The organism is Micromonospora sp. SYSU B005, assembly GCF_055362685.1.
The window spans coordinates 507,933-520,166 of record NZ_JAXCFU010000003.1; the positions used below are offsets into that span (position 1 = coordinate 507,933).

Below are 12,234 nucleotides of genomic sequence, written 5' to 3' on the forward strand. Positions count from 1 at the left end.
ACGTCAGCGAACTGCTCGACCGCGCGGCCGCCTCCGTGACGCCGGCCGAGACCGATCCCGCCTCCCGGCTGGTCCGCCTCGGGCGGCGCAGCGTGCAGCGCCGTCGTCGTGCCTGGGGAACTGCCGGCTCCGTCGCCGTCGCGGCCGCGGTCGCGGCCGTCGTGGCCCTGCCCCAGGTGAGTGCGCCCCCGAAGGGGTCTGAGACCGCGGGGGCCACGGTGAGCCTGGGTGGCCTGTCCGTCGCCGTTCCGGAGGGCTGGCGGACGAGCGAGGTCACCACCCTCGACCCCTGCACCGCCGAGCCGCACACCGTCTACCTCGCCGCACGGTGGGATCCATGGGCCACGCGACCGACGTCTGTCCCGCCTGGAGCCGGGCCCTTCAGGTGCAAGTCGGATGGCCAGGCGTGGATGGCTGTCGTGCAGCAGGGCGTCGCCGCGGCCGTCAGCCCGAACCGGCTGGTCGTCAAGGACGGGCAGCTGATCCAAGTCTCTCAGCCCAACCAGTACGCCATCCCGTCCGTGTGGACCTACCGCGCCTTCAACGACGAGATTCAGGCGACGACGGCCTTCATCTCCGGGGACGAGACGGGCCGCGAGCAACTGCTCAAGCACGTCACCTGGCCCGACGGCCCGGCGGCCCCGGCCTCCGGCGGCCTGGTGTTGCCCGACCGCATCACCAACGCCACCACCGAGGCGCCGCCCACAAACGGCATGGTCGTCGCGACGGACGCCAAGACGCTGAACCAGATCCGGACAACCCTCGCCGCGCTGCGCGACCCCGTGCCCGCAGCAGAGGAGTGCACACTGCAGAAGCCCGGTGCGGTCGGGATCAGCCTCGGCGAAGTCACAGTGATGCTGGGTGACGCGACATGCCCGCAGGCGATCTCGACCGGCGGCGGTCGCGTCCGTGTCCCGGCCGGGCTGGGCAGGGAACTGCTCGACCTCATCGTGGCGAGCGACCGCGCCGCGGCCGAGCGAGCCACCACCAAGGATTGACCGAACCACTCCCGCAATCGGCGTGCAGTCCAGGAGACCGGCCCACCGCGACTGCACCTTGAGCCATGGCCGCGTTCGACCAGCCGGCGCTTGCTCAGATGTTGGAGCCGTCCGGCGGCAGGCCGGGCGGTGGCTGCGGGGATCCGCCCCGGCCGGCGGCCGGTGGACAGGACATGCCCAGGGTGTAGGCCGTCATGGACAGCGAGCCGTAGGCGTAGCCGTCGACGAGGACCTCGGTGTCGGGGGTGTCCGTGGCCGCGGCCAGACCGGCGAGGTACAACGCGGGGATGAAGTGATCCGGTGTCGGTACCGCAAGGCGGAAGTCCCCGTGAGCGTCGAGGGTCGCGTACTCGCCCGGGTCGGTCAGCATCCGGGCCTTGGCGTCCTCGTCGAAGCGTCGCGCCCAGTCGAAGCCGTCGTCGGTCAGCGCCCAGTCCATGCCGCGCAGGTTGTGCACGACATTGCCGCTCGCCACGATCAGCACGCCGCGCCGGCGCAGTGGAGCGAGCCGGGCGCCGAGTTGAAGGTGGTAGTCCATCGGCTTGTCGGCGTTGATGCTGAGCTGGACGACGGGAATCGTCGCGCCCGGAAAGGCGTGCAGCAGCACCGACCAGGTGCCGTGGTCGATGCCCCAGCTGTCGACGTCCGCCCCGACCCAGGTCGGATGGACGACGTCACTGACCTCCTCAGCCAGCTCGGGCAGCCCCGGCGCCGGGTACTGCACCTCGAACAGCTCCGGCGGAAACCCGTAGAAGTCGTGGATGGTCCTCGGCCGGGGCATCGCGGTGACGGCCGTGGCGTTGATGTACCAGTGGGCGCTGACCACCAGGATCGCGCGGGGACGCGGCACCGCGGCGCCGAAGGCTCTCCACGCGGAGGTGTACCGGTTGACCTCGAGGGCGTTCATCGGGTTGCCGTGGCCCAGGAACGCCGCGGGCATCAAGACATCCAGGGCCGGATGTACGTCTGAAGGCACGTGGACACGATAGTGCCGCTTCGCGGCGGTTCCGGCCTGAATCACGCTCCTCGGCGGATCGGAGGTCGAGTCTGCCGGATCGTGGCTGCCGAGTGACTCCTGACGATGGGACCATGATCGGGTGACGCCCTTCCGCATCGATGTGCCCGAAGCCGTCCTGGACGACCTGCGTGCTCGGCTCTCGCGGACGAGGCTCGCGCCGGCCGCACCGGGAGAGCCGTGGGCCGCCGGCACCGACCCCGGGTACCTGGCAGATCTGGTGCGGTACTGGCTCGACGGATTCGACTGGCGTGCGGTCGAGCGTGCCCTCAATCGGCACCCTCAGTTCGTCACCACGATCCGAGGCACGCCGGTCCACTTCGTTCATGTCCGCTCGGCATCGCCCGACGCCACGGCGCTGATCCTGACCCATGGCTGGCCCAGCACGTACACGGAGATGCTGCCCCTGGTGTCCCGGCTCGCAGACTTCGACCTCGTCATACCGAGCCTGCCCGGCTTCGTCTTCTCCGGACCGCTCGCCGAGGGCCCGACGACCGAGGCGGCCGTCGCGGACGTGTGGGCCGAGCTGATGACCCGTCTGGGCCACGACCGCTTCGGCGCCTACGGCGGCGACATCGGGTCCGGCGTGACGACGTGGCTCGGCGCCCGCCACGCAGATCGGGTCATCGGGGTCTTCTCGCAGCACATCAAGTTCCCGCCGGCGGACCGCAGGGACGACCTCAGCCCGGCCGAGGAGGCGTTCATCGCCATGCTCGACGCGAAGGCCCAGGATGACTGGGGCTACGGAATCATCCAGGAGACACGGCCCGACACCCTCGCGGCCGCGCTGAGCGACTCACCGTCCGGACTGGCCGCATGGATCATCGAGAAGTACCAGCGCTGGAGCGACTGCGGCGGCGACATCTCCCGCCGGTTCGGCTTCGACGAGCTGCTGACCACCGTGATGCTGTACTGGGTCACCAACTGCATCGGCACGTCCTTCCGGCCCTACCGTGACGACCGCCTGGCCCCACATCTGCCGATGGTCACCGTGCCCGCCGGTATCACGGTGAGCGTGGAGGACGCCGGCCTGCCCCGGTCGTTCGCCGAACGCACCTACGCCGACCTCACCCACTGGCGCGAGCCCAGCGTCGGCGGCCACTTCCTCGCCCAGGAAGAGCCCGACCTGCTCGCTACCGACCTGCGCGCCTTCTTCAGCGCACTGCGGTGATCCAGAAGCCCAACCGAACGCTGCGCCACGCAGGCCACGACGCCGAGGCGGCCGACGGTGAACTGCGCGTCGGGGCCCTCACGTGGTTGGGTGCGAGAGCGTCACGGCAATCGCTGGTCCGATCGCGACGCTGAGCAGGTAGGCGAGGTTGAACAGACCGAGTGCTTCGGCCCGGTGGGAGGTGGATACGACGCCGGCCGCGTGCAGGGCGAGTACGCCTTGGCCGGTCGCGGCGGCCAAGGAGCCGAGCGTCATCGCCGCGAGCAGCAGCGGTACGGCGGTGGTGACCGCCGCCAGCAGCAGCGCGGCGACGCCGCTGACGAGCAACGTCGCGGCCGCGACGCGGCGTGACACCCGCACGGATGCCGCGACCAGGAACCCGGAGCAGATGCCGCCGATCAGGTACGGCGCCAGCAGCACGATCCCGCTCCGGGTGCCTGCCCATCCCGCGTGCTGTCGCAGCAGGTCCGGCGCGGCGTAGAGCAGGGCGAAGTTCCCCACTCCCAGCGCGAAGGCCAGCGCGCACGCCGCGAGGAACCGGCCGTTCCGTGCCACCGCAGCAGGCACGAAGCCGTCCGGACGGACCTTGGTCCAGAACACCAGCAGAGGCAGCAGTACAACGGTGGCCGGGCCGGCCACCAGCGGCCGGTGCGGAATGAGGACGGCTGCGGTGACCAGCACGGCCAGGATGGTCATCCCGAAGACGTCGAACGGCGTCGGCACCGCGTCCGGTGAGGTGGTGCCGCGGCGAGCCGCGGGCACGGCGAGCACCGCCAGCAGTGGCAACGCCAGTGCCGCCTGCCACGAGGAGAGGTCGGCAATCAGTGCGCCGGTCAGCGGACCGGTGGCCCCGACGACCGCCAGCGACGCGGCGACCACGCCCATCTGCCGGGCCGAACCGGCCAGTTTCATCGCGGTCACGGTGAGGCCGGCAGACCCCAGTCCCTGCACCGCCGCACCGGCCACCATCGCCGGCACGCTCGGGATCAGCACGAGGATGAGCGTCCCCGCGGCCACCAGCGCGGACGCGACGGTCAGGACCGCTCGTACGCCGCGACGGGCGAGCAGCGCCGCCAACAGCGGCGTCCCCAACGCGATCCCCCAGCCGAAGGCGGTCACACCGGCGGTCGCGGCCTGCTCCCCGCTACGCGTTGCGCGCGCCAGGTCGTCGAGCAGCAGTGCCGGTGCGGCAATCCCGAACGACAGCGGACCGGCCAGCAGGGCGAGCCAGGGTGTGGCCACCCGCCCTGGTGCGAGCGGCCTGTGGCGGGAAGCGGCTCGGCGCCGCTGTAGCTGATCCATGTCGTTCCTCCGGTGTCGGCTCGGTTCAGCCTGCCCGGGGCTCCTTACCACCGGCTGACGGCCGGCTGACGTACGCGTCGGTGACCCCGCGCCGCTTCCCGGTGAGCAGACCGACGGTCGGCGGACGTTCGCGGGGCGGGACAGCCGGCTGGCTAGTGTGAAGCGATGAGGTTCGGAGTGCTGGGCGACGTCGCGGTGTGGACGTCGGACGGCACACCTGTCGCCGTGCCCGGCCTCAAAGTGCGTGGTCTGCTGGCTGACCTGCTGGTTCACGAGGGGCGCCCGGTGACCGCCGACCGGCTGATCGAGGATCTCTGGGGTGACGAGGCGCCCGGCAACGCGCTCGGGGCACTCCAGACCAAGGTGTCGCAGTTGCGCCGCGCACTGGGGGCGGGCGAGGCGGGTGGCCGTGCGCTGGTCGAGTCCGGTGAAGCCGGCTACCGGCTGCGGACGCCGCCGGAATCGGTCGACGCCGGTCGCTTCGCCGCTCTGTTGCTACGTTCGGGCGCGCAGCGGGAGCCGGCTGTGCGGGCGGCGACGCTGACGGAGGCCCTGTCGCTGTGGCGCGGTTCCCCGTACGCCGACTTCGGCGACGAGCGATTCGTCCGCCAGGCGGTCGAGCGGCTCAACGACCAGCGCCTGACCGCGCTGGAGGAGCTGGCCGAGGCCCGGCTCGATCTCGGTGAGCACCACCTGCTCGCCGGGGAACTGACCGACCTGGTCGCACGCCATCCGTGGCGTGAGCGACTACGGGCCGCGCACCTGCGCGCCCTGTACGGCTCGGGACGCCAGCATGAGGCGCTGTTCGCCTACGAGCAGTTCCGTCGGCAGGCGCGCGACGAACTCGGCATCGATCCCGGCAGGGAGTTGGTCGAGCTGCACGGGGCGATCCTGCGCCAGGATCCCGCCCTCCAGCCGCCGGCACCGGCGTCGACTCCGGCCCGGACCAATCTTCCGGCGCCTCTGTCGCCTGGTCCGTACGGCGGGCTGATCGGGCGCGACGCGGCCGTCGAGGCGGTGCGGGAGCGGCTGACGAACGCGCGGCTGGTGACGCTGACCGGTCTGGGCGGGGTGGGAAAGAGCAGGTTGGCGATCGAGGCCGCTCGTGCGCTGGGTGACACGTTCCCCGCTGGAGTGTGGCTCGTCGAGCTGGCCGGCCAGCCGTACTGCGGCGACCACGCGACCTGCACCGAGATCGTCGACATGGTGGCGGCGACTCTCGAGATCCGGGACGACAGCCCGCCCGGCCTGCCCGGTGATCGACCACCGCGCGAGCCGATGGACCGGCTGGTCGCCGCGCTGCGAGGTCGGCGAATGCTGTTGCTGCTCGACAACTGCGAACACGTGGTGGTGCCGGTCGCTCAACTGACCGAGAAGCTTCTCGGCGCCGTGGCCGACCTGCGCATCCTGGCGACGAGCCGCGAGCCGCTCGGGATCCCCGGCGAAGTCGTCTTTCCGGTGCCGCCGCTGGCCCTGCCGGAGCCCGGAGCCGGCGCGCGGCAGATCGCCGAGGCTCCGGCGGTTCGGCTCTTCGTAGCCCGCGCCCGCGCCACCGAGCCAGGGTTCACCGTCGATCAGCGGAACACGGACGCGGTCGCCGTCATCTGCCGGCGTCTCGACGGCGTACCGCTGGCGCTGGAACTGGCCGCGTCCCGTCTGGCCGTTCTCGACCCGGGCGAGCTGGCGGCACGGCTCGACGATCGTTTCCGGCTGCTGTCATCCGGCCGGCGCACCGCGCCCCCGCGTCAGCAGGGGCTTCGCGCCGTGATCGACTGGAGTTGGGAGTTGCTGTCGCCTCCCGAACGCGCGGTGCTGCGCCGGCTTGCGGTCTTCGCCGACGGCGCCACCCTGGCCGCCGCCGAGCAGGTGTGCGGGGGCGGCCAGGTGGCATCGGACGAGGTCCTCGATGTGCTGGCACGCCTGATCGACCGATCGCTGGTCATGGTGCGGCACGGCGAGAGTCCGCGACGCTTTCGGCTGCCGGAGACAGTGGCGGCCTACGGTCTGGAACAGCTCGACAGCGCCGCCGAACTGCCCGCAACTCGTCGCCGTTACGCCACGTGTTTCGCCCGTCTCGCCGAGCAGGCCGCCGCACGGCTACGTGGGCACGATCAGAGTCGTGCGCTACGTGAGCTCGACGCCGAGAACGCAAACCTCCGGGCGGCACTTGACGTCGCCGCCACCGACGGTCAGGCCCGCGTGGGCTTGACGCTCGCCACCTCGTTGTCCTGGTACCGGCTGCTCCGGGGTCGATTCGGAGAGGTGAGCCGGTCACTGCGGACGGCGTTGGACATCGTCCCGAGGAGCGAGGACGACGTCGCACCGGACGGCCTGCGGCGACATGCGGAGATGTGGCTGACCGCTCTCGCCACCCGGGACGGCGATCCGACCGCTCCCCGGCAGCGGATCCTGGAGAGCTACCAGGACACCGAGGGGCCGGAGAAGGCGTTCGCGCAGTGGTTGTTCGCCTCCATGATGCTCGGCTCCGGAGATCCGGGCGAGGCCGCCGTCCTGGTAGACGCGGCGCTGGCGGCGTTCCGCGCCGGCGGGGACCGGTGGGGCATCGCTGCCGCCTGCGCCATCCGAGCGGACCTCGCGCTCGTACTCCGCAGCGACCTGCCCGCGGCGCAGCGTGACTGCGAGACCAGCCGGGCGCTGTTCGAGCAGCTGGGCGACCGCTGGGGCCAAGTGCATCCGACGAGCCTGTTGGGAACCCTGGCCGAGATCCACGGCGACTACGATCGCGCCGCCACCCGCTACCGGGAGGCGCTGCGCATCGCCGAACACCTGCGGCTGTGGACGTCGGTGTCCCGGCAGCTGGCATGCATCGGCCGGCTCGCCATCTTGAGGGGCGACCTCGACGAGGCCGCCGTCAGTCACGACCGCGCGCTACAGGTGGCCCAGGAACAGTCGAGCCGCTCCGCCGTCGCCTTCGCCGGCACGGGCCTGGCAATGATCGCGCGACGGCGGGGCGACCTCGACGCGGCCGAGACCCAGCAGCGGAACCTGCTCGACTGGAACCGCCGCGCCGGCTTCCTGCCGGGCTGCGCGCTCGCGCTGGCCGAGTTGGGGTTCATCGCGGAGCACCGCGGTGATGCTGTCCTCGCCGAGCGCCGCCACCGTGAGTCGCTCGACGCGGCGCGCGCCACCGGGGATCAACGGGCGGTCGCCCTGGCTCTCGAGGGCCTGGCCGGGGCCATCAGCCTCGGCGGTGACAGTCGCCCCGCCGCGCGGCTGCTCGCCGCGGCGCGGACGCTGCGCGAGGCCGCCGGAGCGCCGCTGCCTCCCGGCGAGCAACACGACGTCCAGCGCATCACCGTCCGCCTCCGGGAGGCGCTCGGCAGCGACGAACTCACTGCCGAGATGAGCCGCGGCGCACAGCTCGACCTCGACGAACAGCCGTTCAGCGGCGTCGGTAAGGGGATGGTCAGCGAACGGTAAGCCTGCTCGGCACGGTTGACCGAGAACCGAGCCGACCCAGGAGGCACCATGCAGACCGATGCCAGGATCGCCGTCATCTACTACTCCGCCACCGGCACCGTGCACCGGCTCGCGCAGGCATTTGTCGACGGCGCTGCGGACGCCGGCGCGGAGGTCCGCCTGCGCCGGGTGGCAGAGTTGGCGCCGGAGCACGTCATCGATGCCAAGCCGCACTGGCGAGCCCACCTCGACGCCACTGCCGACATCCCGCTCGCCACCCTGGACGACCTCCGGTGGGCCAACGGGTACGCCTTCGGCACGCCGACCCGTTTCGGGAACATCTGTTCCCAGCTGCGCCAGTTTCTCGACACCACGACCGCCCCATGGCAGGCGGAGGAACTGGCCGACAAGCCGGCGACCGGCTTCACCGCCACCTACGAGGAACACGGCGGCCAGGAGGCGACCCTGCTCAGCCTCTACCAGACCTTCCACCACTGGGGGTCGGTCATCCTGCCGACGGGCTACCTGAACTACGACACCGCTCACGTCGCCGGCGGAAACCCGTACGGCGTCAGCCAGGTGGAGAGCCGCGCCAGCCGGGATCCCGAGTACGCCAGAGCTGTCCTCGAGACGGCCTGGTTCCAGGGCGCACGCCTGACCCGGATGGCAGCCGCTCTCGCCGCTGTCCGCACGGACAGCAAGCTCGGGTAGGAGCCCGGCGGCGGGAGGAGTACGACACCCGGGACGGAATCGTGAGTGGACGCGACAGGTCGTGTCGAACTTCGCTCGGCGAGGTGCCGGCGACCTTCGCCGATGCCGACTCGGTGGTGTGCCGTCAAGGTTCGCCATTCCGTGCAGGCGTGCATGCGCCGAAGGTGATCGTGGGGAACTGATGCGGGGCGCCGCTTCCTCGCCTAAGCTGCGTCACACATACATCGATAATGACCAATAGTAGGTGTCGGCGGCCGGGGCCGGTCAGGCAACCCACGGGCCTCGCATTCACCGACTCCGATTGGAGTACCCGATGACCTGGCGTCCAACCATCGCCACACTCACCGGCCTGTGCCTGGCGCTCACCACCGCACCAGGCCCCGCCGGCGCCGCACCCGCACCCCCGACACCTCGGGACGCCGCTAATGTGAACGTTCACACCGACCCGCTCGCCGGCCCACCCGGCGCGCCCCCCGGGGTCTGCCCGGGCGGCACCGGGTACGGCCCGCCGCTGCCGGCCAACTCCGTGTCCGCGACGAAGATCCAGAGCGGGTTCTCGTTCCTCGAAGGACCGGTCTGGATCGCCGACGGCGGCTACCTGCTGATGTCCGACATGGCCGCGGGCACCGGGCCGAACAACGTGCAGCCCTCCACGATCCGCCGGCTCACGCCGCCGGCGACCTTCGACACCTTCGTCGCCGGCGCCGGCAGCAACGGCCTGGCGCTCAGCCCCGACGCCCAGCAGATCATCGCCGCCACTCACGACCAGCGGAGCGTCTCCGCATACCGGCTCAGCGACCGGACCCGCAGCACCGTCGCCGCCGACCACCAGGGCCGGGCGTTCAACTCACCCAACGACGTCACGGTCCGGTCCGACGGCGTCGTCTACTTCACCGACCCCAGCTTCCAGCGCGGCAACCGGCCCGACCAGATGAGCGGACGTACCAGCGTCTTCCGCGTCTCCGGCGGCCAGGTGTCGCTGGTGGACGACCGGCTGCGGCAACCCAACGGCATCGCGCTCTCCCCGGACGGCAGCACGCTCTACGTGGGCGCCTACTCCGAGAACAAGATCTACAAGTACGTCGTCCAGCCCGACGGCAGCACCGGCGCCCGCAGCGTCTTCGTGAACTACCTCGGCGGTCCCGACGGCGTCACCGTCGACTGCGCCGGCAACGTGTACTGGGCCTCCGGCTCGGACGGGCTGATCCACGTCTACTCGCCCGCCGGCGCGCAGCTCGGCACGATCCGCTCCGGCGGCACCGGCACCACGAACGTGGCGTTCGGCGGGCCCGACCGGCGGACCCTCTACATCACCTCCGGCCGGACGAACGACTCCGGCCTGTACAGCGTGCGACTCAACGTCCCCGGCTACCCGTACTGACCAAGAACCCTGGGAAGGAAAGCACCCGTGCGGACTCATCCTCGCCAGCTCCGACACCCCGTACCGCTCGCCCTGCTGATCTGCGCCGGCACCGTCCTGACCGGCGTACCCGCAAACGCCGCGGCGGCCGCACCGGCGACCGGGAGCCGGCCGGCGGCTTTGCTCGCCGCCGACACCAGCCCGCCCACCCGGCCGACCGGCCTGCGCCGCACCCGGCTGACCTGCCAGTCCGTCACGCTCGCCTGGTACGCCTCCCGGGACAACGTCGGCGTCGCCTTCTACGACATCTACCACGACGGCCAGCTCGTCACCTCGGTCTCGGGACGGACGCTGACCGCCACGCTCAGCGTCGTGCAGGGTGTCACCTGGGGCTGGTACGTCAACGCCCGCGACGCCGCCGGCAACGTCTCGCAGGCCAGCTCCACGCTCTCGGTCACCCCGCCGTTCTGCCAGCAGGACACGTCGCCGCCCAGCACGCCGACCAACCTGGCCGCGACGGTGAACGGCACGGCCGTGACCCTCACCTGGTCGGCCTCCACCGACAACGTCGCGGTCACCGGCTACACAATCCTGCGCAACGGTACGGCGGTCGGCTCCACCACCGGCACCGCCGGCAACCCACCGGCGACCACGTTCACCGACACCGGGCTGACGCCGGACACCGACTACCGGTACACCGTGACCGCCCGGGACGCCCAGGGCAACGTCTCGGGGGCGAGCTCCGCGGTCACCGCGCACACCGGCTCGGGCTGCACGAGCCCGGTCTGCGGCGCCACGACGATCACCACTGAGAAGGACCTGCCCTGGGGCCTGGTGCAACTGCCCGACGGCACTGTCCTCTACGGCCGGCGCGACCTGTTCGACATCGTCGCCATGAACCCGGACGGCACCGACAAGCGCAGCATCGGCACCGTGCCGAACGTGGCAGGGACCAGCGGCGAGGGCGGCGTGCTCGGGCTGGCGGTCTCGGCCACCTTCACCACCGACCGCTGGCTGTACATCTACCACACCACCACGACCGACAACCGGATCGTGCGCATCCGCTACGACGGCACGCTGCAAACCGACACCAGGCAGGTGCTCGTCACCGGAATCCCGCGCAACAAGTACCACAACGGCGGCCGGCTGCGTTTCGGCCCCGACGGCAAGCTCTACGCCGCCACCGGCGACGGACAGGACCCGGACGTGGCCCAGGACACCAGCAACCTGGGCGGCAAGGTGCTGCGGCTCAACCCCGACGGCACCGTGCCGGCGGACAACCCCTTCGGCAACCACGTGTGGAGCTACGGCCACCGCAACCCGCAGGGGCTCGCCTTCGACTCCCAGGGCCGGCTCTTCGAGCAGGAGTTCGGCAACAACGTCATGGACGAGACCAACATCATCGTCAAGGGCGGCAACTACGGCTGGCCCGCCTGCGAGGGCACCTCCGGCGACTGCGCCAACCCGAACTTCCGGGCCCCGATCCGGACGTACCCGGTGGCCGAGGCCTCGTGCAGCGGCATCGCGATCGTCCGGGACGTGCTCTACATCGCCTGCCTGCGCGGCAACCGGATGTACCGTGCGGAGATCAGCGGCAACACGCTCACCAACGTCCAGCAGTACTTCGTCGGGACGTACTTCCGGCTGCGCACCGTCGAACCGACCCTCGACGGCAACCTGTGGCTGACCACGAGCACCGGCGGGGACAAGGACAGCACCCCGAACAACAGCAACGAGAAGATCCTCAAGGTGACCCTCGGCGGGGCGGCGTCCGGCTCCACAAGCTGAGGGCGGGTCGGGAATCCGGCACCGCCAGCCGTCGGAGGGTGCCCGCGCGACGCGGGCACCCTCCGAGCGGTCCGGGCCAATACTGCAGCTGACCACCGCCGGAGTGTCGACGAGATGGCAAGTCAGGTGACGCCGATGTTCAGGTAGAAGTGGCCGAGCTTGAGCGACAGAGAGGCGCCTCCGAAGTGGTGGATGACCAGGGCCAACAGGATGACGATCAAGATGCAGACGACGAGCCAGATCAGGGACCACACGAACCTCGGGATCCCGTAGCGACCGACGCGAGCCATCAGGCTCGCCCCCTCGGCGTCGGCGCTGCAGCAGGCGCCGCCACGCATGGCCTTGTCGGCTGTTGATAACTGCGCCCGACGCTACAGAGGTTGAAAGGCTGACGTCCGTCGGCGTGTCTGCGTGATCTGGGTCGATGTGGGCGGTAGGTCGGAGGCATGAGGTATCCGGCTGGTGGTGG

General features: G+C 71.1%; 9 protein-coding genes. 6 read left to right on the forward strand and 3 right to left on the reverse strand.

Going from position 1 to position 12,234, the window contains the following annotated elements:
- The first annotated feature begins 419 nt into the window (after nt 1-419).
- On the forward strand, nt 420-998 hold the full coding sequence (locus tag SM452_RS11510; RefSeq protein WP_463839886.1) for a hypothetical protein: 579 nt from the start codon (nt 420-422) through the stop codon (nt 996-998).
- Nucleotides 999-1,092: 94 nt separating this feature from the next.
- On the opposite strand, the gene ygiD is transcribed toward SM452_RS11510, so the two are convergent.
- Nucleotides 1,093-1,938, reverse strand: a complete 846-nt coding sequence (gene ygiD / locus SM452_RS11515; RefSeq protein WP_463839887.1) for a 4,5-DOPA-extradiol-dioxygenase — start codon at nt 1,936-1,938, stop codon at nt 1,093-1,095.
- A gap of 157 nt (nt 1,939-2,095) precedes the next feature.
- On the opposite strand from ygiD, the gene SM452_RS11520 reads away from it, so the two are divergent.
- On the forward strand, nt 2,096-3,184 hold the full coding sequence (locus SM452_RS11520; protein ID WP_463839888.1) for an epoxide hydrolase family protein: 1,089 nt from the start codon (nt 2,096-2,098) through the stop codon (nt 3,182-3,184).
- 78 nt (nt 3,185-3,262) lie between these two features.
- Here SM452_RS11520 and SM452_RS11525 read toward each other — a convergent pair whose 3' ends face one another.
- On the reverse strand, nt 3,263-4,426 hold the full coding sequence (locus tag SM452_RS11525) for an MFS transporter (protein WP_463839889.1): 1,164 nt from the start codon (nt 4,424-4,426) through the stop codon (nt 3,263-3,265).
- Between the two features lie 237 nt (nt 4,427-4,663).
- On the opposite strand from SM452_RS11525, the gene SM452_RS11530 reads away from it, so the two are divergent.
- The 4 genes from SM452_RS11530 to SM452_RS11545 all read left to right on the forward strand — a co-directional run bounded on the left by SM452_RS11530 (nt 4,664) and on the right by SM452_RS11545 (nt 11,765).
- Entirely contained in the window at nt 4,664-7,927 is a 3,264-nt protein-coding gene (locus SM452_RS11530; RefSeq protein ID WP_463839890.1) for an AfsR/SARP family transcriptional regulator, read from the forward strand.
- 48 nt (nt 7,928-7,975) lie between these two features.
- The gene (wrbA, locus tag SM452_RS11535) at nt 7,976-8,617 is read left to right on the forward strand and encodes an NAD(P)H:quinone oxidoreductase (RefSeq protein ID WP_463839891.1); all 642 of its coding nucleotides are present in this window, start codon (nt 7,976-7,978) and stop codon (nt 8,615-8,617) included.
- Nucleotides 8,618-8,930: 313 nt separating this feature from the next.
- Nucleotides 8,931-9,998: an SMP-30/gluconolactonase/LRE family protein gene (locus SM452_RS11540; protein WP_355512126.1), complete on the forward strand. Its 1,068-nt coding sequence runs from the start codon at nt 8,931-8,933 to the stop codon at nt 9,996-9,998.
- Between the two features lie 27 nt (nt 9,999-10,025).
- Nucleotides 10,026-11,765, forward strand: coding sequence for a PQQ-dependent sugar dehydrogenase (locus SM452_RS11545; RefSeq protein ID WP_355512128.1), 1,740 nt, complete (start codon nt 10,026-10,028; stop codon nt 11,763-11,765).
- A 122-nt stretch (nt 11,766-11,887) separates the two neighbouring features.
- Here the strand turns inward: SM452_RS11545 and SM452_RS11550 are convergent, their stop codons facing one another.
- Complete coding sequence (locus tag SM452_RS11550) at nt 11,888-12,103, reverse strand: hypothetical protein (protein ID WP_262012045.1); 216 nt, start codon at nt 12,101-12,103, stop codon at nt 11,888-11,890.
- Between the last annotated feature and the right edge of the window lie 131 nt (nt 12,104-12,234).